Below are 22,495 nucleotides of genomic sequence, written 5' to 3'. Positions count from 1 at the left end.
GCTTCCACCTTTTTTGCCCCAAATCTTACCATGAACTTAACCTACTTATGCTATGGCAGACACTAAAGTAGGATTGCGGATTTGCGATTGTATAAAAACCCGCTGTTCTACTAGTTTCATCGATAAAATGCACTTTTGTGCATTTTATCGATTACTTAATAAGCCCTTTCGTTCTTGCCCTCGAAAAAGTTGACAAAAGCCTTGTTGACCACCCTGTTACCTCCGGGAGTTGGATAATTGCCCGTAAAATACCAGTCACCAAGATTTTTTGGGCAAGCGCTGTGCAGGCCTTCTATGGTCTGATAAATAATCTCGACTTCTGCGTTGATGTCTTCTGGACTCAAAATCTCACCAATTTTCTTTGAAATCTGTTTGGCGGAGAACGGAGCGTAGAACTCCTGTACATAGTTTACCGCATTTTTATTTGAGGGATTGGTCTGTGTGAGACATTTTTCGTAAATCTCCTTTATCCTATGGGTAGTGCCATGTTCTTCATGAAGGGCCAATGCGGCTTTAAAGGCAACAAAATCTTCCAATCGGGCCATATCAATACCGTAACAATCCGGATAACGTATTTGCGGAGCAGAGGACACCACTATTATTTTCTTTGGGGATAATCTGTCCAAGATTTTGAGGATGCTTCGCTTTAAGGTAGTTCCACGAACAATACTGTCATCTATAATAACCAGATTGTCCGTAGGTTTTACCGAACCATAAGAAATATCATAAACGTGTGTCACCAAATCATCCCTGCTGCTATCTTGGGTGATAAAGGTTCTGAGCTTCGCATCTTTAATGGCCACCTTCTCTATTCGAGGCCTAATATTCAATATTTTATGAAGCTCTTTTCCGGTCATTTTTGATCCCAAGGCCAAAATCTGTTCCTCCTTTTTCTTGTTGAGGTAGTTCTGGGCCTCTTTTACCATTCCAAAGAAAGATGTTTCTGCCGTGTTGGGGATATACGAGAAAACCGTATTCTCCAAATCGTTGTCAATGGACTTTAATATTTCTGGAAAGACAAGTTTCCCTAATTTTTTTCTTTCTTGATAGATTTCCTTGTCGCTACCACGAGAGAAATAGATGCGCTCAAAAGAACAGGCCTTCCGTTCGGTGGGCTCCAAAATTTGTTTGAGCGCCATGGAACCATTTTTTTTAATGATAATGGCATGCCCAGGGTCCAACTCTTTTACATCATCAAAATTAACGTTGAACACAGTTTGTATTACCGGACGTTCTGATGCCACGACCACAACTTCATCATCTTGGTAGTAATAAGCTGGGCGTATTCCCGCAGGGTCTCTCATTACAAAGGCATCACCATGGCCTATAAGCCCGCTCATGGCATATCCACCATCCCAGTTTTTGGATGCTTTCCTTAAAATCTTGCCTACGTTCAAGCGTTCTGCAATTAGTGCAGACGCTTCTCTTTTGGTGTATCCTTCTTTCTTGATCTGTTTGTAGAGCTTGGCTACGGCATCATCCAAAAAGTGACCAATTTTTTCCATTACGGTAACGGTATCGGCTTTTTCCTTGGGGTGCTGTCCCAGCTCCACCAAGTTTTGGAAGAGTTCATCAACATTCGTCATGTTAAAGTTTCCGGCAACAATAAGGTTACGGTGCATCCAGTTGTTCTGCCTTAAAAATGGGTGAACATTCTCAATGCTGTTCTTGCCAAAAGTTCCGTAACGAACGTGTCCCATTAAAAGTTCTCCGATGTAGGGAATGTTCTTTTTTTGCCAGTCCACATCGTCCTCGTACTCCGGATGTTCGGTCAAAGCCGTGTTGATACGGTTGTTGATTTGGGCAAAAATATCCTGAATGGGCTGCTGTTGGGCCGATCGTACGCGGCTCATGTACCTTTCCCCGGGCTCCATATCCATTTTAATGCTGGCAAAACCGGCACCATCTTGTCCGCGGTTGTGCTGCTTTTCCATCATCAGGTACATTTTGTTTACACCATAAAAAGCGGTGCCGTACTTTTCTTTGTAGTACTCCAGAGGTTTAAGCAAACGGATCAACGATATTCCGCATTCGTGCTTAATGGGATCACTCATAACAAACCAAATAAAAAAGCCCCGAAAATTTTCAGGGCAAACATTTATGTTAATTCAATATTGAACTGTGTCAATTCTTTAAACTGTACCAAGCGGGCGTCTACCTCGCTCTTTTTTAGATCCACCATACGTTCCGTGCCAAATTTTTCCACGCAGAACGAGGCTAAATTGGATCCATGGATAATGGCATTCTTCATACTTTCAAAAGAAATGTTTTCTGCCTCGGTCAAATATCCTGCAAAACCACCGGCAAAGGTGTCTCCTGCTCCGGTGGGGTCAAAAACCTCTTCCAAAGGAAGGGCAGGGGCAAAGAAAATATTTTCCTTATGGAACAAAAGAGCTCCGTGCTCCCCTTTTTTGATCACCACATATTTTGGACCCATTTCCTGAATCTTTGCGGCAGCCTTGACCAAGGAATATTCGTTGGTCATTTGTCTTGCTTCTTCATCATTAATGGTAATAACATCGATTTTGGAGATTACCGCCATCAACTCATCCCAGGTATTGTCCATCCAAAAATTCATGGTATCCAAAACTATAAGTTTTGGTCGTTTTTCCATCTGATTAATTACACTCAACTGGATATTTGGGTGGAGATTACCCAACATTACGATATCAGCATCGGCATAATCATTGGGCACCACTGGATTAAAGTCGGCCAAGGTATTGAGTTCGGTAGCTAAAGTGTCTCGTGAATTAAGGTCGTTATGATACTTTCCTTCCCAAAAAAAGGTTTTGCCACCCTTTACCACCTCGACCCCAGATAGGTCGATGTCCTTATTTTTTAAAATATCCATGTAAGATTGAGGGAAGTCATCTCCCACCACAGATACGATTGCGGAGTCTATTTTAAATTGTGAAGCTGCCAAGCCGATAAAGGTGGCGGCGCCCCCGAGTATTCTACCTGTTTTCCCGAACGGTGTTTCAATGGCATCGAAAGCCATGGTTCCCACGATCAGTAATTTGCCCATTCCCTAATTTTTGCTGCAAATATACGCTTTGATATTCCATTTGGAATCATTGGCAAAGGATTTAAGAAAAAGAGTGGAGCAAATACAAATTCAAGTTCAAGCATCAAGTTCAAGAGCAAACCTATTCGTGATGATTCGTGAAATTAGTGTCAAAAGGGAAGATAGAACAGAGAAAAAAGAACAGAAAGACAAGAACCAAGACTCAAGTTTGGAGTTATTGGGTTACTGCGTACTGTTACTGCCAACCGACTTCCGACTTCAACAAAACTCAAGTCTCACATCTCATTTTTAAAGCTACTTTCTGCCAAAATCGGCTGGAATTTCGCCCCAGGCCTTGGTCTCCCACTTTACGATTGGAGTAGTGTGTCTATTTTTTTTGAGCCATTCCTCGGCACGCTCGATTAATTCAAAGAGCTGGGCATTCTTGACTGTTTTTTTCAGCTTGGTGCCGCACTTTTTCTTTCGCACCCACCCTATTGCTATTCTGGAATCGGAATAAAGGATGCGGTCACTTTTTTGTTGTTTTAAAAAGGCAAGACCATGCACCAATGCCAAAAATTCTCCTACGTTGCTGGTTCCCTGCTCAAAAGGGCCTTGGTGAAAAAGAACCCGCTTGCTTTTGGTATCCACGCCGCGATATTCCATTTTTCCCGGGTTACCGCTCGATGCTGCGTCCACGGCAATGGAGTTGTAATTGGGGTCACCGATTTTCAGCAATTCTTCCGGGCTAAGTTCTTTTTTGCCCTTGGATTTGCCTTTATATTCCAAATAATTGCTGTTGAAGGCTTTTTTGGCTTCTTCAAAAGTGGTGAAGGATTTGTACTGTGCCCCTTTTACCCCATCAATTTGGGCTTTGCAATCTGTCCAGGACTCAAAAATGCCGGGGTGTTTGCCCTTCCAGACTACATAAAACTTTTTCTTCTTGGCCATTTAGGATAAAACTTTTTCAATCACTTTAGGAAAATGTTCGTATTCCAATTGGTGTACTTTTTGGGCAATAACTTCTGCATCATCCGAAGGTTCCACTGTGGTTTTAGCTTGAAAGATGATGGCGCCCTCATCATAATTTTCGTTTACATAATGTATGGTAATGCCAGTTTCGGTCTCTTTGTTTTCTTTTATGGCCTGATGCACTCTTTCCCCATACATACCTTTTCCTCCATATTTGGGCAATAAGGCAGGGTGAATGTTAATGATTTTATTGGGGAAGGCATTAATAAGGTTTGATGGAATCTTCCAAAGAAAACCGGCAAGCACAATTAAATCTGCATTAAGTCCTTGTAAAATATTCACGACCGCATCAGAATCTTTAAAAGCGGGTTTATTAAAATAAAAAGCGGGCACCCCAAGACGGTCGCAACGTTCAAGAACCTTGGCCGAGCTTTTGTTGGTGAGCACCGCAACTACGGCCACTTCTGGTTTTTCACGAAAAAAGGAAATAATATTTTCTGCATTCGACCCGCTGCCCGATGCAAAGATTACAATTCGTTTCATTCGTTAGGAATTCATGTGATTTTGGACTAAATTACGTCGGCTAAAGTAAGGTACAGCAATTTAAGATGTTTAATTTGGAGCACATTTTATCGACAAATGGTGTATTTAATCCAAAGTTTTATATTTTTGCCAACGATTTAAATTTTTAAAACCACAATAATTATGTCAGACATTGCATCAAGAGTAAAGGCTATCATCGTTGATAAACTAGGTGTAGATGAAAATGAAGTAGTTGCAGAAGCTAGCTTTACCAACGACTTAGGAGCGGATTCCTTGGACACTGTTGAACTTATCATGGAGTTTGAGAAAGAATTTGATATTCAAATACCAGATGACCAAGCAGAGAATATTGCCACTGTTGGTCAGGCCATTAGCTACATCGAAGAAGCTAAGTAATTAAATGATATATCGCTAAAGATTATAAATTATCCATGTGGTGGTTATCACATGGATAATTTTTTTTATAATTTAGGTCTAAAGGGTAAAAAAAATAGTTCAATGCAGTTAAAGCGAGTTGTGGTTACCGGAATGGGAGCGTTAACGCCCATAGGTAACAATTTGGAAGCTTATTGGGAAGGACTACGGACCGGTAAGAGCGGTTCTGCCCCCATTACTTATTTCGATACCGAAAAATTTAAAACAAAGTTTGCTTGCGAGCTTAAAGGGTATGATCCTTCAGATTATTTTGATAGGAAGGAAGCCAGGAAACTGGACAGGTTTGCCCAATATGCCTTGGTGTCCTCAGATGAGGCCATAGCGGATTCTGGAATCGACTTGAACGTTGTGGACAAGTTTAGGGTAGGCGTTGTATGGGGTGCGGGAATAGGAGGATTGGAAACTTTTCAAAATGAGGTGATCAACTACGCCAATGGCGATGGTACACCACGTTTCAATCCATTCTTTATCCCAAAAATGATTGCGGATATTGCGCCAGGCAACATTTCCATTAAACATGGATTTATGGGGCCTAACTATACCACGGTTTCTGCCTGTGCATCCTCGGCCAATGCCATGATCGATGCACTTAACTACATTAGGTTGGGACATTGCGATGTTATTGTTACTGGCGGTAGTGAAGCTGCCGTGACCATTGCAGGTATGGGCGGGTTTAACGCCATGCACGCACTTTCCACTAGAAACGAAAGCCCCGAATCCGCTTCCAGACCATTCGACGCTACGCGCGACGGATTTGTATTGGGAGAAGGCGGAGGAGCGCTTATACTGGAAGAGTATGAGCACGCCAAAGCTAGAGGAGCTAAAATATATGCAGAAGTATTGGGTGGGGGACTCTCCAGCGATGCTTACCACATGACCGCACCACATCCAGAAGGTATAGGAGTAGTAAAAGTGATGGAAAACTGCTTGATGAACGCAGGAATGAAACCAGAGGATGTAGACGCCATCAATACACACGGAACTTCTACACCCCTTGGGGATGTAGCCGAATTAAAAGCTATATCCAAAGTGTTTGGAGACCATGCCAAAGAGATCAATATCAACTCCACCAAGTCCATGACCGGACATTTGTTGGGTGCAGCAGGAGCCATTGAGGCCATTGCATCTATTTTGGCAATGGAAAATAATTTGGTTCCACCTACCATTAACCATAGTGTTGTGGATGATCAAATAGACCCTTCGCTCAACTTGACCTTGAACAAGGCCCAAGAACGAGAGGTAAAGGTTGCCATGAGCAATACATTTGGCTTTGGAGGACACAATGCATGTGTGTTATTCAAAAAAATAGGGTAGTTTTGTAACATGAAACTTACTTCCAAAATATTCAATTCCCATCCAAACGCGGATGGGGATTTTTTTTTGGGAATCAAAAGAATCCTTGGATTTAAGCCCAAGAACATAGAAATCTACAAGACTGCGTTCCTTCATCGTTCCATGAATAAAAGGGACGATAAGGGAAATCCGGTCAACTATGAACGTTTGGAGTTCTTGGGAGATTCCATGCTGGGAACCATCATTTCAAAATATTTGTACAACGAAGTGCCTGAGGGCGATGAGGGCTATCTCACAAAAATGCGTTCCAAAGTAGTGAGCCGAAAGCACCTGAACGAATTGGGAAAAGACTTAGGACTGTTAAAATTTGTGGAAAGTAGGATTCCCAAAGCACATTTTGGCGAAAACATCCATGGGAATGTTTTTGAAGCACTGGTTGGGGCCATCTATTTGGACAAAGGGTACAATTACTGCGAAAAATTTATTGATGAAAGGGTGATAGAGCCCTACGTGGACATTGAACAATTGGAAGGTAAGGTAATCAGCTACAAGAGTTTGGTGATCGAGTGGTGCCAAAAAGAAAAGAAGCCCTTCAATTACAATGTGTACGAGGATACAGGGAATGATGAGCTTAAACACTTTGCCGTAAAACTTACTATTGGGGATAGAATGTTGGCAAAAGCTAGGGCCACATCCAAGAAAAAGGCAGAAGAAAAGGCATCTAAACGTGCCTATTTTGCATTGCAGAGCAAGATAGAGAACCAGTAATTTTAAATAACGGTAAACTCAAACGTTTTCGCTCGTTTTTGTAAGTGTATTGTTCTGTATTAACTAGGCATTCATTAGGATTAAGCCTATATTTACCGTTCGTGTTATGGGCATGTTAACAACGCACAAGATATCAGCTGATCTGTATGATGACAGTTTTTCGCTCATCGCCATACACTGTGATTTGGAAGATTATGCTATTACCTATGCCATAAATTCCACCTGTGGGCTATATTTGAAACGGATGAAAAAAGACCTTCATCTCAATGAAAATATGTCTTTCTCCGTATTCGATTGGGACGATGAAATGAACGATGTCTATTGGACACTGATTTCGAACAAGTGCGAAATTGAAGAAGAAATACCTTCGGTAGGGTTGTTTGAAAACAATATTTCCAGAAGGACCGATTATTTGGTGAAAGAACGAAAAGAAGTGGATTATTTTTTGAAAGTAGATGCAGCTGATGAAACTTTGTTTTCACAAAAAATAAATTCCATCAACCAGATTGCCAAGGTAATAACAGCATATCCATTAGAAACACAAAACTTAAAATCAAAAAGAAATTTAATCTTTTAACAATGCCAACTAGAAAGAAGACTAAAATTGTAGCAACCCTCGGCCCAGCTACCAGTAAGAAGGAAACCCTAAGGGAAATGATCTTGGCGGGAGTAGATGTTTTTAGAATAAACTTTTCACATGCAGCTTACGAAGATGTTACGGAGCGGATTAAAATGATAAGGGAGCTTAATGAAGAGATGGAAGTAAATACCGCCATACTTGCCGACCTGCAAGGGCCCAAACTAAGAGTTGGGGTAATGGGAGGAGAGGTCATTGTTTCTCCCGGTGATGAAGTAACTTTTGCTACGGGTGAGCCTTTTGAAGGGACTGCCGAAAGAGTGTACATGAACTACAAAAGCTTTCCAAAGGATGTAAAAGCGGGAGAGCGTATTCTATTGGACGATGGCAAACTTATTTTTGAAGTAAAGTCCACCAATGGAGAGGATGAGGTCGTAGCAACAGTAATACAAGGGGGGCCATTAAAATCCAAGAAAGGAGTAAACCTACCCAATACAGATATTTCTTTGCCAGCCCTTACAAAGAAGGATATTAAGGATGCCATTTTTGCAATAAGCCAAAACGTGGATTGGATGGCTTTGTCCTTTGTGCGGCACGCTCAAGACATATACGACCTTCATAACTTGATCAAGGAGCACACCGAGCACAAAATCCCGGTAATTTCCAAAATAGAAAAACCTGAAGCCCTTGAAAACATAGAGGAGATTGTGAAGGCTTCCGATGGACTTATGGTTGCCCGTGGTGATTTGGGCGTGGAAATCCCAGCGCAAGAAGTGCCATTGATTCAGAAACAATTGGTGTTGAGTGCCAAAAAAGGCAGAATACCGGTAATCATTGCCACCCAGATGATGGAAACCATGATTACCAGTTTAACACCAACTCGTGCGGAAGTGAACGATGTGGCCAACTCCGTAATGGACGGTGCCGATGCCGTAATGCTTTCTGGTGAAACATCGGTAGGGAACTATCCGGTTCAGGTTATTGAGAAAATGGCTAGCATTGTAACCAGTGTAGAAGGCTCCAGCTTGATCAAGGTACCTCAGAATCCACCACACATTCGTACCAAAAGATATATCACAAAATCTGTTTGCTACCATGCAGCATTGATGGCCAACGAAATTTCGGCAAAGGCAATTTCAACATTGACCAATAGTGGTTATACTGCTTTTCAGATTTCGGCTTGGAGGCCTGCTGCGCACATTCTTGTTTTTACATCGAACAAAAGGATTTTGACCCAGCTCAACCTTTTGTGGGGAGTCAACGCATTTTACTACGATAAATTTGTATCCACTGACCAAACCATTGAGGATGTGAACCAAATAGCCTGTAATAAAGGATATTTGAACGTTGGGGATATGCTCGTAAGTTTGGCAGCAATGCCCATTAAGGAAAAAGGTATGGTAAACACCTTGCGTGTAACCGAAATAGAAAGCTGTAATTTCTAAACAGCATTGATCAACAAACTTTAAAGGTGCACATTGGAAACATTGCGCACCTTTTTTGTTTTAGGTTACTTTAAATCCATGTCTGTAAGAAGCAAGGGAGCAATGTTCTTGGCCATAAAAATGGGCCAGTCGTTTTTGAACAAGTGGCTCTCGGTAACGGCACTTTCGTACAAAAGATAAAGACCGCTCGATATTTTTTCCGCTTCCGCTTTGGACAAATTGGCAATATTATCTCCGACGACCTCTCCTAAATACAGTAGCAACTCCTTTTTTTGTTGCTGGATCACGTTCAGAATCTTGGTTTGATCAGGAGAAAGTTCCCCAAGCGTTTTGATGCCCCAACACCCCTGAAAATTTTCTTCAAGGTACATATCCCTCAAAAGGTCAAAAATGGCCAGCAGTTGGCTTTTACTTTCTGTTCGTTGGTTTACATAGTCTTTTAAGCTATTCATGAAGGCACCATGCCGCTGGTTAAGATAAGCAACACAAATATCCTCCTTGGATTTAAAATGGCTGTACAGTGTGGCTTTGGCAATATCACATTTTGATATAATCTCATTGATGCCTGTTGAATTGTATCCTTGGGAATAAAAAAGATTACCCGCCGTGGTAATAATATGTTGGTGTAAATCACTTCGCTGCATAGAAAAGTTGTAATACTTGTTATAACGGGGGATGCTTCTACAAAGAAATAAAGAAATTATGTAAACTAAAGTTCAACCATAACATATTATGTGGGTTTAAGTTAGCAATGTTGGTTTTATTAAAGCTATAAATAAAGGCTAACTATTTAATATGGTGCTGATTGTAAACATTTTCCTATATTGTATATCAAATTTTATCAATCAAATAATTAAAACACTACCTAAAATGAAAAAGTTACTTCTGGCCTTTATTGTTGGCCTACTCTTCGCTTCCATGAACTATGGACAGAGTTTTCAGTTCAAAGCAGATGATATTGACATCGATTACAAAAAATACACCCTAAAAAACGGCCTTACACTGTTGGTTTACGAAGACCATAAAGCCCCTATCGCTGCCGTTAACGTATGGTATCATGTGGGGTCTAAAAATGAAAAACCCGGGAAAAGTGGTTTTGCCCACTTATTTGAGCATTTGATGTTCAATGGAAGTGAAAACTACAACACCGATTATTTCCAAGCGTTGGAAAGTATTGGCGGAACCGACCTTAACGGTACTACAAACACGGATAGGACCAATTACTTTCAAAATGTACCTGTTTCTGCCTTAGATCAAGTGTTGTTTCTGGAATCTGACCGGATGGGACATTTACTGGGGGCCATTGATCAAGAAAAGTTGGACGAACAAAGAGGTGTGGTGCAAAACGAGAAAAGACAAGGGGAAAATCAACCCTACGGCATGCAGTGGGATTATTTGACCAAAGCCATGTATCCAAAAGGACATCCCTATTCATGGACTGTAATCGGGGAAATGGAAGATCTTAACGCCGCTTCTTTGGAGGATGTACAGGAATGGTTCAAATCTTACTATGGAGCGGCCAATGCAGTGGTTGCCGTAGCTGGTGATATTGATGCGGAGGAGGTTCATCAAAAAGTAATCAAGTATTTTGGAGATATCCCATCTGGCCCGACTGTGGAACGCCAAGAGGTCAATATTCCAAACAAAATCTATGATTCCCGTCAGGAATATGAAGACCGCGTTCCCGAGACCAGGGTACTCTTTGCTTGGAATACACCTCCGTTCGGATTCAAGGAAGATCTCCACTTTGATTTAATTTCCGCCATTCTTACCAGTGGAAAAAATTCAAGATTATATCAAAAGTTCATTTACCAAGATCAATCGGCAAGTGCCGCTGTTTCTTTCCAAGCATCGAGTGAGATTGCGAGCCGATTTATCACGTATTTAAATGTAAAAGAAGGAGAGGATTCCAAAAAACTGGAGCAAGAACTTGAGGCCGAGATCGATAAATTTATCAAAGAGGGCCCAACAGAAGAAGAACTTAAAAGGGTAAAGGCGAGTTACTTTGCCAATTTCATTAAAGGTTTGGAGCGTATAGGAGGCTTCGGTGGAGTTTCGGATATCCTGGCATCCAATCAAACCTACCATGGCGATGCATCCTATTATAAAACCAAGTTGAAGTATGTGGAAGAAGCGACCATCGAAGATTTAAAGAAAACTGCGGCTAAATGGCTTACCAAAGGAAAGCACATTTTGGTGTGCAAACCATTTCCGGAATATGATGTCGTAGCGACTTCAGTAGACAGAAGTAAATTGCCAGAACTGGGAGCGCCAAAAAGCTCAAAATTCCCAGAACTGCAACGCACCCAATTATCCAACGGACTCAATGTAGTTTTGGCCCAGCGCGAAGGAGTACCGACCATAGTGATAAACTTGGTGGCCGATGCAGGTTACAAGACCGATCACTTATCCAACCCCGGAACGGCCAAGTTGGCCATGAATTTGATGGATGAGGGAACCAAGGACATGGATGCCTTGGAAATCAACGAACAACTTCAGTTGCTCGGAGCATCTTTGAACACGTTTTCCAGCCAAGATGAATCCAATGTATACATGAGCACATTAAAACCGAGTTTTGATGCCAGTTTGGATCTATTTATGGATGTTGTGCTCAACCCCATTTTCCCACAAAAAGAATTTGAACGGCTTCAAAAAGAGCAGATCAATGATATAAAACAAGAAAAATCACAACCCATTTCCATGGCCTTACGGGTAATGAACAAATACCTTTATGGAGAAGATCATCCGTACAGCAGCCCATATACCGGAACGGGATATGAGGATACGGTTTCCAAATTGACCCGGGAAGATGTTGTAGCGTTCTACAATACTTGGTTCAAACCCAATAATTCCACCTTAATTGTTACAGGAGATGTGGAGATGAACGAGTTGAAGTCCAAATTGGAAAAAACCTTGGGCAAATGGAAAAAGGGAGATGTACCCAACATTGTTTTTAACGAGCCAAAGACCAATACAAAAAACACCCTGTACTTGATGAACAGACCAGAGTCGCAGCAATCCGTAATCCTTGCAGGGCATTTAACCGAAAAGTACGGTGATGTTTCCGAGATAGCCTTGGAGCAAATGGTGAATATTCTCGGGGGCGATTTTACTTCCCGGATCAATATGAATTTAAGGGAAGACAAACACTGGTCTTACGGAGCAGGAGGTTTTGTGATTGGCTCAAAAGAAGAACGCCCATTTATCGTGTATGCCCCAGTTCAAACGGATAAAACTGCGGAATCCGTAACCGAGATAAGAAAGGAAATATCCGAATTTACCTCTACACGGCCCGCAACCAAAGAAGAGCTTGAAAAGGTAAAAACCAATCAAGTGTTGAAACTTCCAGGACAATGGGAAACCAACAGCTCGGTCAACAGTTCGGTCAGGAATTTGGTCCGATATGATTTACCGGACGACTATTATCAGAAGTATGATCAAAACGTAAGGAATCTATCTGTGGACGATATCAAAAAAGTGAGCAATGAAGTGGTACAACCAGAAAGAATAAATTGGTTTATGGTGGGCGATAGGGCTGAAATTATAGACAAATTGGACGAACTCGGTTTTGATAACATCATAGAAATTGATGCCGATGGCAATCCCAAAAAACCTGCGGTAGAACCCGTGGAAACGGATATTAAAAATTAAATTGTAGAGGAGGCTGTCCGAGAAAGCGTCATTCCGAACTCGTTTCGGAATCTCATCAAATTGATGAATAACCGATATGGGAACCTAAAAAAGTTCAGGTTGCAGTAAAAATACTTCGGACAGCCTCTTTTTTAAAAATCAAATTTGAGCTGAACGAGTACCGATTCCTTTTTTTCGCTCTCTTTTTTCTTTTCGGTGTTGAGGTTGGCCAAAGAAATACCCAACAAGCGAACCGAGTTTTCTAAAGATGATTGGTACAACAGTTCTTTGGCAGTTTCCAAAATAAGGTCTTTGCTTGCAATAAAATAGGGCAGTGTTTTGCTACGGGTCTGTAAGGTAAAATCGCTATACTTAATTTTTAGGGTGATTGTTTTGCCCGCTATTTTAGATTTTTGAAGTCTTTTTTCCAGTTCCGAGGCAATATTCTCCAATTTTTCCAGCATAAAGATTTCACTGCTCAGATTTTCAAAAAAAGTGCGCTCAGCTCCGACCGATTTTGGAATCCGATGAGGTTTTACACTGCTCAAATGTATTCCCCGTACCACATTGTAATAGTAGCTGCCGCTTTTTCCAAAATGCTTTTCTAAAAAATCCACAGACTTTTGCTTTAGGTCGAATCCTGTAAAAATGCCCAAGCGATACATTTTTTCGGCAGTTACTTTACCCACACCATAAAATTTTCGGATATCCAGGTTTTCCAAGAATTCAATGACTTCCTCGGGGTTGACCGTTTTTTGCCCGTTCGGTTTGTTGTAATCGCTGGCAACTTTGGCTATAAACTTGTTTATAGAGATTCCTGCCGAAGCCGTTAATCCTGTTTTGTCAAAGATTTTGTTACGTATTTCTTGCGCGATCAGGGTGGCCGATGGATTTCCTTTTTTGTTCTCGGTAACGTCCAAATAGGCCTCATCCAAAGAAAGGGGTTCCACTAAATCCGTATATTCAAAAAAGATGCCCCTAATTTGCTTGGAAATCTCTTTGTAGCGATCAAAACGGGGTCTTACAAAAATAAGTTCAGGACAATTTCTTCGGGCAATGGCCCCCGCCATGGCACTTCGCACCCCAAATTTTCTGGCTTCATAGCTCGCAGCCGATACCACACCGCGTTTGGAACCTCCACCAACGGCAATGGGTTTCCCTTTTAGTTCCGGGTTATCGTGCTGTTCTACAGATGCGTAAAACGCATCCATGTCCACATGAATAATTTTTCTTAACGGAAAATCGAAGTCCATTTTCAAATTTAGGGTATATTTAGTTTGATGGAACACTTGGAAATAGAACGAAAGTTTTTAGTTAAATCTGATGAGTTTAAGCAGAAGGCCACATCTCAAACCCGAATAGTGCAGGGATTCTTGAATACAGACTCTGATAGAACCGTGCGAGTGAGAATTAGTGGCGACAAAGGTTTTTTAACCGTAAAAGGGGCCAGCAACGAATCGGGAACCACAAGATTTGAATGGGAAACGGAAATTACTGCTGCAGAGGCGACCAACCTTATTGATTTGTGCGAAGCAGGCATTTTAGAAAAAATACGTTTTGAGGTGCCCTTTGGAAATCATTTGTATGAAGTGGATGAGTTTTTGAGCGAGAACAAAGGCCTCATTTTGGCAGAAGTAGAACTGAACCATGAAGACGAACGTTTTGAAAAGCCTGAATGGTTGGGTGAGGAAGTAACCGGTCAAATCCAATACTACAATTCCCAGTTAAGTAAAAAACCGTTCAGGGAATGGTAGCCAAATCCTTAAAAGCAGCAGGAACAATCAATATATTGATTGTAATTAGTGCCGTTTTGGCCATTTACTTTGGTCTTTACGACCACAAGCAACTTTTTATGATATTCAAGCCGTTGACCACGATTTTGGTAATCACTTTACCCTTCTTTACTCCCAAAAAGAGCTGTGTTCAATTAGGTAGAATGGTCACTATCGCCTTGGCTTTCTGTTTGCTAGGGGATGTACTGTTGCTTTTTGAAAACTACTTTTTATTTGGCCTTGTAGCGTTTTTAGTGGCCCATATTCTATTTGTAGTGTCATTTATCCAATACAAGGGATTTTACAAAAACTGGATTTCCTTTTTGGTGCTGTTTTGCATAGGCGGGGTATTGTTCTTCTGGTTAAGGCCGGGTTTAGGAGATTTGCTGCTGCCCGTTTCCATTTATGTGGTGATAATCACGTTTATGGCATGGCAGGGGGTGGGCCTCTACCTACGTGAAAGGAACAATGCACACGCATATATTACTATGGGTGTATTGTTCTTTATGCTTTCGGACACCCTATTGGCGATTGCCAAATTCATGACCCCATTTTACCTATCGGGCCCATTGATTTTGGCTACATATTGGTTAAGCATCAGTTTGATTGCGAACGCTACTCGCAAAATAGTTTTAAAACCAGCAATCGGTGCACATACGAGAAAACCGAACTAAAATTTAAAACTTTTTATCACCAAAAGTAAACTAATTGGTTAACTTTGTTTTGTGGTAAGAAAGATAATCGTATACAAAGGATATTTTGTTGATTTTTATAAAGCTCAAGAGGATAAAGTCCAAGAGAAAATTGAATATGTATTGGATTTGGTTCGATTTGAAAGGCAAGTACCTAAAAAATTCTTCAAAGCACTTTAAAACACAGACGGAATTTATGAGGTGCGTGTGATTACGACCTACAAAAGCATACGGATTCTATGTTTTTTCGACGATGGGAATTTGGTTGTGCTTGCAAACTGTTTTGTAAAGAAAACCCAAAAGACACCAAGAAAAGAAATCAAACTTGCTGAGAAATTAAAAAAGGAATATTTAAAAAATAAAAAATAGCTGATATGAAAAATGTAACGGACTTTGAGGACGTCCTCATCGAAAAATATGGCAAGAAAGGAACTGAAAGACGAGATAAATATGATGCGGAATCTCTTGCTTTCAGACTAGGTATTATGTTAAAAGAAGCTCGAAAAGAGGCAAATTTGACACAAAAAGAGCTTGCTGAAAGAACAGGAACAAAAAAAAGCTATATCTCTCGAATTGAACGTGGATTAAGCGACATTCAAATTTCGACCTATTACAAGCTGATTGAGATTGGGCTCGGAAAACATCTGAATATACAAATAAGGTAACGAAAAAGTACTGTGATCAACAAAGCCGACGGAATACATCAATCCAACTTCTTGTCCAAGGACAAAATGGAATGCAGAAGTACATTGGCGCCATTTGCCATATCTTCTGCCGAAGTAAACTCTTTAGGGGAATGGCTGATACCCCCTTTGCTCGGCACAAAGATCATCCCAACAGGTGCAAATCTTGATATGTCTTGAGCGTCATGGCCTGCGCCACTGGGCATATATTGATAGGTTAACCCAAGAGCCTTTGCTGATGCCTCGATTTCCTTTTGAATGTTTGTATCGGTCAAGGCAGGCTCCGCTGTAGTGTCCAAGGGCAAAAATTCCACGGACACATCGGAAGCTTTGGCTATCTCCTCCGTTTTTTCCTTGATAGCCTCATACACCTTTTGAATCACTTCAGAGGATAGGTCACGTATCTCTAAACTTGCAATGACCTTACCAGGTATTACGTTTGGAGCACCAGGCTCGGCCTTAATTCGACCCACTGTGCCCACTTGGGTTCCTTCGAAGCTATTGGTAATCTCGTTTACGGCCACAATATATTTGGCGGCAGCCAGCAGCGCATCTTGTCTAGCGTTCATGGGGGTAGTGCCTGCGTGGTTCGCAAAGCCTGTAAAGACAACATCCCACCAATTAAGGCCAACAATGCCTTCGACAACGCCAATATCCAGTTTTTCTTTTTCGAGCTTGCCCCCTTGTTCAATATGAAGTTCCAAGAAAGCTGCTAAGCTATTTTTTTCGCGTTTGGCCTCTTCCAATTTCGTGGTATCTCCACCAATTCGCATAATGCCCTCACCCATGGAATATCCCGTAGAATTTACCACCGATAGGGCCGATTTCCCAAGGTTTCCTGCCATGGCCCTGCTCCCCATCACACCACCTTCTTCATTCGGAAAAATGATGACTTCAAGCGGGTGGTTGGTTTTTATATTGTTCTCGTTTAGGGTTTCAATCACTTCCAAAGCTGCCATGGAACCCAAACAACCATCGTAATTTCCGCCGTTTGGTACCCTATCAATATGGGAGCCAAAAGCAATTGGCTTTTTTGATGTATCTGTTCCGTCCCTAGTACCTATGATGTTCCCTGCCGCATCAACTTTCACCTCCATTCCAAAACCCTTTAGGGTTTCAATCACCCAATTTCGGGCCTCTATGTCAGCATCGCTAAAGGCAACCCGCTCGGTTTCACCATTCTCTTGAAGGCCGAATTCGGCAAGATTAAATATTCTTTTTTCAAGACGGTCTTGATTGATTTTGAGGTCTGATTGTTGTGCAATTAAAATTCCAAAGGAAAAAATGGTCAATACGGGTGTAAGCAGATGTTTCATGATTACCTGGTTTTTTGAAAGATAGGAATTTAGGAATAACTATTCTTAAAAACTTAGGCAGCGTTTTCTGTGGTGGGAGATTTTAATTCATGGCCCATCAATTTTCGTTCAGTTATTTAAAGGGGAACATCTTAAAATTGAAGGGGTTTATTTTAAAATTGATTGGGAGGAGTACTATTGTAGGGGGCTTTTTTGAAGATATTCCAATGTAAGAATGCCCCGTAGATTATTGATAATGATATGATCCAGCAGCTCGTGGATGCTATATTCATCGAATAAATTGGCCTTTGAATACACGGTTTCCTCCATTCGGGACAAAAACAATGTACAGACCAATTCAACATTGACATTGTTTCTGACTTGCCCCAATTCTTGGGCTTTTTTTAAAAGGGGGCATACAACATTCCATACAATGTCCTTTTTTAACTGGGAATATATTTCATACGCCTTGGGATAATATTTGTGGAGCCCATGTAAAAAAGCAGGGTTGATTTCCTGAAGGGTGATCAACCCCTGCTTGTATATAAAAATTATAGTAATAAGGGGTTGTTCTTCGTTAGGGTTTTCGAGCATGTAATTGTCCACATTGGCCCGAATGTTGTCCAAATAATACCGTAGACTTTCCTTTACCAGTTTCTCCTTGCTGTTAAAGTGCTTGTAGAGGGTTTTTTTTGAAATGCCAAGGTTTTTCGCCAGTTCATCCATGGAGAACCTTTTGCTTCCGAACTTGGTGAAGTTCTCAATGGCATAGGCCAATATGTCGTTTTTATCCCCCAATACTACTGTTTTGTTTTTATTTCCAGCCTCCTCCAAGAGCTCTATACAGTTCCACAATGGCACTAAGTTGTGCGTATTGCGTATCTACGTAATTGAGCTCGGAATTCAATGCATTTTGACGTGCGGTCAATACTTCCAAATAATTCGCCAAACCATTGTTCAAAAGCTCTTCGGAATAATCTTCGGCTGTTGAATAGGCTTCGAGTTCTTTGGAACGAGCCTCCATTTTTTGGGTTTCCGCTTCATAAGTATAAAGGGCATCGCTCACTTCTCTACCTGCCGTGAGCAATGCTTGTTTATAGCTCAACAATGCTTGTTCTTGTTGGGCCTTGGCCACTTCCACTTGGGTGCGTAACCGTCTTCCGTTAAAAATGGGCTGTGTCAAAGAGCCTACCAGGGTTGAAAAGAGTGAGCTTGCATCCAACCAATTATCAAACTCCAAACTCTGAAAACCTCCCGAAGCGGATAAACTCAAAGAGGGATATAGACTACTTTTGGCCACATTGGTCAATTCAAATGCATTAATGAGGCTATATTCTGCCTGCATCACATCGGGGCGATTGGCAAGCAGCAAGTAGGGTACCCCGGTGCTCAATTCCGTATCAATGGTTTGATTGTCCAAATTGCCACGCTGTATTTTTTGTGGAGCTTCTCCCAATAGCATACTAAAGGCGTTTTCCAAAAGTTTGATGTTGTTCTCCAGCTCGATTACAATAATTTCTGTGGTGTGTACTTGTGCTTCGGTCTGTTTTACCGCAACTTCGGTTACTTGTCCTGCGTCCTTTAGAGCGATGGTGGTTTCCAGACTATTTTTTCTGGCTTCCAAGGTTTGTTTGGCGACTTCCAACTGTTTGTCCAATGCCATTAATTGATAGTAGGTGCTGGCTATGTTGGCGATCAATTCCGTTTTTACTGCTTGATGTGCGGTAACGCTCTGCAAATAGGCTGCACCAAAAGCTCTTTTGTTGCTTCTGATCTTGCCCCAAACATCGGCCTCCCAAGAAAGGGCACCGGAGAGTTCGTATTGCTCCAGGGCACTTGTAAAAAAGCTACCAAACTGACTGTTTCGCGAGTTTTTTGTCCGCGTGAAACTAGCCGTCCCTGAAAGGGTTGGATAATATCCGGCTTTTCCTTGTTTAAGGTAAGCTTCGGCGGCCATTACGTTTTGCAGGGCAATCCTGATATCAATATTGTTTTCCAGACCTTCTTGAATGTGGGATCTCAACTGCTCATCATTGAACAAGTCTCTCCAAGATACATCTGCCATGGAAACACTGTCCTGTGGAAGGTTGTCCGTTCTGTATAGATTCTCAGTTTCTACCTCTGGTCTAGCGTAGTTTTTTGCCACAAAGCAAGATTGGAGCAATAACGGTACTGAGAGTAACAGGATGAATTTATATATGGATTTTATTTTCATGTTTTTTAAGCTTTTGTAATTAAGCATTGTTTACTTTGATGGATTCCGGTTTTCCTGATATGCGTTCTTGCAACGCTTGGAACACTACAAAGAGCACAGGTACCGCAAAAACTCCCAAAATGGTTCCGACCAGCATGCCCCCAACGGCACTTATCCCAATGGATTGGTTTCCTACGGCTCCGATTCCTGATGAAAGGGCCAATGGCAATAGACCAAATATGAAGGCGAAAGAAGTCATCAAAATTGGACGAAGTCTGGCACGTGCCCCATCTGCGGCAGCATCAAAAAGTGATAGTCCAGCGCGTCTACGTTGCAGGGCAAACTCCACGATCAAAATGGCGTTTTTGGCCAACAGACCGATCAACATGATCAGGGCAATCTGGAAATAGATATTGTTCTGCAAGCCTGCCAAGTTGATGAAAAGAATGGCTCCTGCAATACCAAATGGCAGCGACAACAATATGGATAGTGGTAAAATGTAACTTTCGTATTGTGCACTCAACAGGAAGTAAACGAACACCAAACTCAATATAAATATGAGGATGGTCTGTGAACCGGCATTGCTTTCTTCCCTTGTAAGTCCAGAGTAATCGTAGGTATAAGAAGTTGGCAACACTTGAGCAGCCACTTCTTCAATAGCGGTAATGGCATCACCTGTACTGTAGCCTGGGTTGGGAACCCCTGTTATGCTTACGGAACTCAACAGGTTGAATCGTTGCACAACCTCGGGACCATAAATTTTCTTTAGGTCCACAAACTGGCTTACAGCGACGGATTCGCCATTGGCATTCCTAACAAAAATATGGTTCAAGGAGTTCTCGTTGGCCCGATCTTCGGGTTTGGCCTGAATCATGACACGGTACTGCTTACCAAATTTGTTAAAATCGGTAGCATAAATACCTCCAAAATAACCTTGGAGCGAATTGAAAATATCGGTTGCGGTTAAGCCTGCCATTTTCACTTTCTCCATGTCAATGTCCAAATTGTACTGTGGAAAACCAGGGTCGAACTGCGAAATGGCATACTGAATTTCCGGTCTGGCATTGAGCGCTCCCAAAAATTGATTCTTTACATCGTTAATGGAATTCCAATCTTCGCCCGTTTTGCTCTGAAGTTGTACCTCAAAACCGGAACTGGTACCAAAACCTTGAATACTCGGAGGCGTAAAGTAAATGATTTCAGCATCATTGAAACCTGCCGTAATTCCGTAAAGCTTTTGCATGGTCGCATTAACGGACAAAGAATCTGCATCTCTTTCGCTCCAATCTTTCAGCTTCATGATAGAGAATGCATAAGACCCGGCACTTACTCGGTTCAATAAACTAAATCCGGCCACACTCATTCTAGCGTCGATCACGTCCATGGATTCATAAATGGAATCCAACTTCATGATGGTTTCCTCTGTTTTTTCAATGGTTGTTCCCGGAGGCATGCTCACATTAACAAAGATCATCCCACGGTCTTCATTTGGCACAAAGCCAGAGGGGGTTGACCTGAACAGAAATATGGCCAGTGCACTAAAACCGAGTAAAAGAACAAGGGTTATCCATTTTCTTTTCACCAAAGTACCAATGGTATTGGTGTATTTATTTGTCATGGCCGTAAAACCAATGTTGAAGGCCTTAAAAAAACGGTTCAAGAAATTGGATTTTTTACCTTTTTCTGGATTATGCGGTTTTAGGAACAATGCCGCCAAGGCAGGACTCAAGGTCAACGCATTAACGGCTGATATTAGAATCGCAACGGCAAGGGTAATACCAAACTGTTGGTAGAAAACACCCGAAGATCCTTTGATAAAGGAAACCGGGATAAATACTGCCGACATTACCAAGGTAATGGAGATAATGGCCCCAGAAATTTCGCTCATGGCGTTTTTTGTCGCAGTTTTTGCAGAGTCGGCTCCCTCTTCCAACTTTGCGTGTACCGCCTCAACCACCACAATGGCATCATCCACCACAATACCAATGGCCAAGATCATAGCGAAAAGGGTAAGCATATTGATGGAATACCCGAACAACTGTAGGAAGAAAAAAGTACCTACAATGGCTACGGGCACCGCAATGGCGGGGATAAGTGTGGATCTAAAATCCTGAAGGAACAGGAACACCACAATAAATACCAGAATAAATGCCTCGATCAATGTTTTTACAACGTGATCGATGGAGGCATCCAAGAAATCTTTGGAGTTAAAGGGGATTACATAATCCAGTCCCTTTGGAAAATCTGCTTTGGATTCTTCCAAGATGGTTTCAATTTCGTCGATGATTTCCTTTGCATTGGATCCAGATGTTTGGTAAACCCCCACAGCAACACCGGGGTTTCCCATACCAGAGTTTTTTCTAACGTAGCTTAGTGCTCCCAACTCGATTTCGGCAACATCTTTTAAGCGAAGAAACCCTCCGTCTTCAGTAGTTTTTAGAATAATGTTTTCATATTCTTTTACCTCGGAGAGCCGTCCTTTGTATTTCATCACATATTCAAAAATACCATCAGCATTTTCACCAATTTTACCGGTTGCTGCTTCGGTATTCTGTTCCCTCAAAGCAGCCTGTATATCGGCTGGCACCAAATTGTATGCAGCCATTTTATCAGGAGAAATCCATATCCGCATGGAATAATCTTTGGCCCCGAATACGTTGACGTTACCAACTCCTTTGATCCTTTGTAATTGTGGAACCAGGTTAATTTTGGCATAGTTCTCCACAAAGGTGGCATCGTAATCCTCATTTTCAGAGTAAATGGAGAAAAATAACAATGCACTGTTTTGGGCCTTTTGGGTAGTTACCCCTATGTTTATAACTTCTTGCGGCAACAAACTGTTGGCCCTTGCAACTCGGTTTTGAACGTTTACCGCTGCTATATCGGGGTCAACGCCAAGTTCAAAAAATACGCTAATGTTGGCCGCACCATCGTTACTGGCGGATGAGGTCATGTAGGTCATGCCCTCCACACCATTGATCTGCTCTTCAAGTGGAATCACTACACTTTTTAGTACTGTTTCGGCATTGGCTCCGGTATAATTGGCGTTAACCTGAACGGTTGGCGGAGCAATCTCGGGATATTGTTCTACGGGTAAAGTACTAAGGCCCAGAATACCCAATATCATAATAATAACGGATATTACAGTGGAAAGTACAGGACGATCTATGAAATTTTGGAACATATATAATT

At 41.7% G+C, this 22,495-nt stretch carries 20 protein-coding genes; 10 read left to right on the top strand and 10 right to left on the bottom strand.

Annotated features, from left to right (window positions below):
• Positions 1-155: 155 nt before the first annotated feature.
• From MURRU_RS05970 to purN, 4 genes are all read right to left on the bottom strand, one after another.
• On the bottom strand, positions 156-2,054 hold the full coding sequence (locus tag MURRU_RS05970) for an amidophosphoribosyltransferase (RefSeq protein ID WP_014032536.1): 1,899 nt from the start codon (positions 2,052-2,054) through the stop codon (positions 156-158).
• Between the two features lie 44 nt (positions 2,055-2,098).
• A complete protein-coding gene (locus tag MURRU_RS05965) occupies positions 2,099-3,025 on the bottom strand; it encodes a PfkB family carbohydrate kinase (RefSeq protein ID WP_014032535.1) in 927 nt (308 codons plus the stop codon).
• 294 nt (positions 3,026-3,319) lie between these two features.
• Positions 3,320-3,955: a ribonuclease H1 domain-containing protein gene (locus MURRU_RS05955; RefSeq protein WP_014032534.1), complete on the bottom strand. Its 636-nt coding sequence runs from the start codon at positions 3,953-3,955 to the stop codon at positions 3,320-3,322.
• Positions 3,956-4,519 (bottom strand): phosphoribosylglycinamide formyltransferase, encoded by a 564-nt coding sequence (purN, locus tag MURRU_RS05950; protein ID WP_014032533.1) that lies wholly within the window; start codon positions 4,517-4,519, stop codon positions 3,956-3,958.
• A gap of 162 nt (positions 4,520-4,681) precedes the next feature.
• On the opposite strand from purN, the gene MURRU_RS05945 reads away from it, so the two are divergent.
• The 5 genes from MURRU_RS05945 (at position 4,682) to pyk (ending at position 9,037) form a co-directional block, all read left to right on the top strand.
• A complete protein-coding gene (locus MURRU_RS05945) occupies positions 4,682-4,915 on the top strand; it encodes an acyl carrier protein (protein WP_009778413.1) in 234 nt (77 codons plus the stop codon).
• A gap of 102 nt (positions 4,916-5,017) precedes the next feature.
• On the top strand, positions 5,018-6,268 hold the full coding sequence (gene fabF, locus MURRU_RS05940; protein ID WP_014032532.1) for a beta-ketoacyl-ACP synthase II: 1,251 nt from the start codon (positions 5,018-5,020) through the stop codon (positions 6,266-6,268).
• Between the two features lie 9 nt (positions 6,269-6,277).
• Positions 6,278-7,015: a ribonuclease III gene (gene rnc / locus MURRU_RS05935; RefSeq protein ID WP_014032531.1), complete on the top strand. Its 738-nt coding sequence runs from the start codon at positions 6,278-6,280 to the stop codon at positions 7,013-7,015.
• Positions 7,016-7,121: 106 nt separating this feature from the next.
• A complete protein-coding gene (locus MURRU_RS05930) occupies positions 7,122-7,592 on the top strand; it encodes an IPExxxVDY family protein (RefSeq protein WP_014032530.1) in 471 nt (156 codons plus the stop codon).
• Between the two features lie 2 nt (positions 7,593-7,594).
• Positions 7,595-9,037: a pyruvate kinase gene (pyk, locus tag MURRU_RS05925; protein WP_014032529.1), complete on the top strand. Its 1,443-nt coding sequence runs from the start codon at positions 7,595-7,597 to the stop codon at positions 9,035-9,037.
• 65 nt (positions 9,038-9,102) lie between these two features.
• On the opposite strand, the gene MURRU_RS05920 is transcribed toward pyk, so the two are convergent.
• The gene (locus MURRU_RS05920) at positions 9,103-9,681 is read right to left on the bottom strand and encodes a TetR/AcrR family transcriptional regulator (RefSeq protein ID WP_014032528.1); all 579 of its coding nucleotides are present in this window, start codon (positions 9,679-9,681) and stop codon (positions 9,103-9,105) included.
• Positions 9,682-9,907: 226 nt separating this feature from the next.
• Here MURRU_RS05920 and MURRU_RS05915 point away from each other — a divergent pair, with 226 nt between their 5' ends.
• Positions 9,908-12,688, top strand: a complete 2,781-nt coding sequence (locus MURRU_RS05915) for a M16 family metallopeptidase (protein WP_014032527.1) — start codon at positions 9,908-9,910, stop codon at positions 12,686-12,688.
• A gap of 131 nt (positions 12,689-12,819) precedes the next feature.
• On the opposite strand, the gene dinB is transcribed toward MURRU_RS05915, so the two are convergent.
• Positions 12,820-13,920 (bottom strand): DNA polymerase IV, encoded by a 1,101-nt coding sequence (gene dinB, locus MURRU_RS05910; RefSeq protein ID WP_014032526.1) that lies wholly within the window; start codon positions 13,918-13,920, stop codon positions 12,820-12,822.
• A gap of 27 nt (positions 13,921-13,947) precedes the next feature.
• On the opposite strand from dinB, the gene MURRU_RS05905 reads away from it, so the two are divergent.
• The 4 genes from MURRU_RS05905 to MURRU_RS05890 all read left to right on the top strand — a co-directional run bounded on the left by MURRU_RS05905 (position 13,948) and on the right by MURRU_RS05890 (position 15,796).
• The gene (locus tag MURRU_RS05905; RefSeq protein ID WP_014032525.1) at positions 13,948-14,421 is read left to right on the top strand and encodes a CYTH domain-containing protein; all 474 of its coding nucleotides are present in this window, start codon (positions 13,948-13,950) and stop codon (positions 14,419-14,421) included.
• Complete coding sequence (locus MURRU_RS05900) at positions 14,415-15,113, top strand: lysoplasmalogenase (protein WP_014032524.1); 699 nt, start codon at positions 14,415-14,417, stop codon at positions 15,111-15,113. Before MURRU_RS05905 ends, MURRU_RS05900 begins: the two co-directional genes overlap by 7 nt.
• 210 nt (positions 15,114-15,323) lie before the next feature.
• Positions 15,324-15,500, top strand: coding sequence for a type II toxin-antitoxin system RelE/ParE family toxin (locus MURRU_RS18065; RefSeq protein WP_281023875.1), 177 nt, complete (start codon positions 15,324-15,326; stop codon positions 15,498-15,500).
• A 5-nt stretch (positions 15,501-15,505) separates the two neighbouring features.
• Positions 15,506-15,796, top strand: a complete 291-nt coding sequence (locus MURRU_RS05890) for a helix-turn-helix domain-containing protein (RefSeq protein WP_014032523.1) — start codon at positions 15,506-15,508, stop codon at positions 15,794-15,796.
• A gap of 38 nt (positions 15,797-15,834) precedes the next feature.
• Here the strand turns inward: MURRU_RS05890 and MURRU_RS05885 are convergent, their stop codons facing one another.
• From MURRU_RS05885 to MURRU_RS05870, 4 genes are all read right to left on the bottom strand, one after another.
• The gene (locus MURRU_RS05885) at positions 15,835-17,130 is read right to left on the bottom strand and encodes a Zn-dependent hydrolase (RefSeq protein ID WP_014032522.1); all 1,296 of its coding nucleotides are present in this window, start codon (positions 17,128-17,130) and stop codon (positions 15,835-15,837) included.
• Positions 17,131-17,304: 174 nt separating this feature from the next.
• Positions 17,305-17,907, bottom strand: a complete 603-nt coding sequence (locus tag MURRU_RS05880; RefSeq protein ID WP_014032521.1) for a TetR/AcrR family transcriptional regulator — start codon at positions 17,905-17,907, stop codon at positions 17,305-17,307.
• Between the two features lie 16 nt (positions 17,908-17,923).
• The gene (locus MURRU_RS05875; RefSeq protein WP_014032520.1) at positions 17,924-19,324 is read right to left on the bottom strand and encodes an efflux transporter outer membrane subunit; all 1,401 of its coding nucleotides are present in this window, start codon (positions 19,322-19,324) and stop codon (positions 17,924-17,926) included.
• A 19-nt stretch (positions 19,325-19,343) separates the two neighbouring features.
• On the bottom strand, positions 19,344-22,487 hold the full coding sequence (locus MURRU_RS05870; RefSeq protein WP_014032519.1) for an efflux RND transporter permease subunit: 3,144 nt from the start codon (positions 22,485-22,487) through the stop codon (positions 19,344-19,346).
• Positions 22,488-22,495 lie beyond the last annotated feature (8 nt).

This window comes from Allomuricauda ruestringensis DSM 13258 (genome assembly GCF_000224085.1).
Lineage (GTDB): Bacteria > Bacteroidota > Bacteroidia > Flavobacteriales > Flavobacteriaceae > Flagellimonas > Flagellimonas ruestringensis.
The sequence above is the reverse complement of the archived record's forward strand: the minus strand, read 5'-3'. Positions and strand labels throughout refer to the sequence as shown.

Bases quoted from the DNA above. Each gene is read 5' to 3' on its own strand.
- MURRU_RS05970 (WP_014032536.1), bottom strand. From the start codon at position 2,054: ATGAGTGATCCCATTAAGCACGAATGCGGAATATCGTTGATCCGTTTG.
- MURRU_RS05965 (WP_014032535.1), bottom strand. From the start codon at position 3,025: ATGGGCAAATTACTGATCGTGGGAACCATGGCTTTCGATGCCATTGAA.
- MURRU_RS05955 (WP_014032534.1), bottom strand. From the start codon at position 3,955: ATGGCCAAGAAGAAAAAGTTTTATGTAGTCTGGAAGGGCAAACACCCC.
- purN (WP_014032533.1), bottom strand. From the start codon at position 4,519: ATGAAACGAATTGTAATCTTTGCATCGGGCAGCGGGTCGAATGCAGAA.
- MURRU_RS05945 (WP_009778413.1), top strand. From the start codon at position 4,682: ATGTCAGACATTGCATCAAGAGTAAAGGCTATCATCGTTGATAAACTA.
- fabF (WP_014032532.1), top strand. From the start codon at position 5,018: ATGCAGTTAAAGCGAGTTGTGGTTACCGGAATGGGAGCGTTAACGCCC.
- rnc (WP_014032531.1), top strand. From the start codon at position 6,278: ATGAAACTTACTTCCAAAATATTCAATTCCCATCCAAACGCGGATGGG.
- MURRU_RS05930 (WP_014032530.1), top strand. From the start codon at position 7,122: ATGGGCATGTTAACAACGCACAAGATATCAGCTGATCTGTATGATGAC.
- pyk (WP_014032529.1), top strand. From the start codon at position 7,595: ATGCCAACTAGAAAGAAGACTAAAATTGTAGCAACCCTCGGCCCAGCT.
- MURRU_RS05920 (WP_014032528.1), bottom strand. From the start codon at position 9,681: ATGCAGCGAAGTGATTTACACCAACATATTATTACCACGGCGGGTAAT.
- MURRU_RS05915 (WP_014032527.1), top strand. From the start codon at position 9,908: ATGAAAAAGTTACTTCTGGCCTTTATTGTTGGCCTACTCTTCGCTTCC.
- dinB (WP_014032526.1), bottom strand. From the start codon at position 13,920: ATGGACTTCGATTTTCCGTTAAGAAAAATTATTCATGTGGACATGGAT.
- MURRU_RS05905 (WP_014032525.1), top strand. From the start codon at position 13,948: ATGGAACACTTGGAAATAGAACGAAAGTTTTTAGTTAAATCTGATGAG.
- MURRU_RS05900 (WP_014032524.1), top strand. From the start codon at position 14,415: ATGGTAGCCAAATCCTTAAAAGCAGCAGGAACAATCAATATATTGATT.
- MURRU_RS05890 (WP_014032523.1), top strand. From the start codon at position 15,506: ATGAAAAATGTAACGGACTTTGAGGACGTCCTCATCGAAAAATATGGC.
- MURRU_RS05885 (WP_014032522.1), bottom strand. From the start codon at position 17,130: ATGAAACATCTGCTTACACCCGTATTGACCATTTTTTCCTTTGGAATT.
- MURRU_RS05875 (WP_014032520.1), bottom strand. From the start codon at position 19,324: ATGAAAATAAAATCCATATATAAATTCATCCTGTTACTCTCAGTACCG.
- MURRU_RS05870 (WP_014032519.1), bottom strand. From the start codon at position 22,487: ATGTTCCAAAATTTCATAGATCGTCCTGTACTTTCCACTGTAATATCC.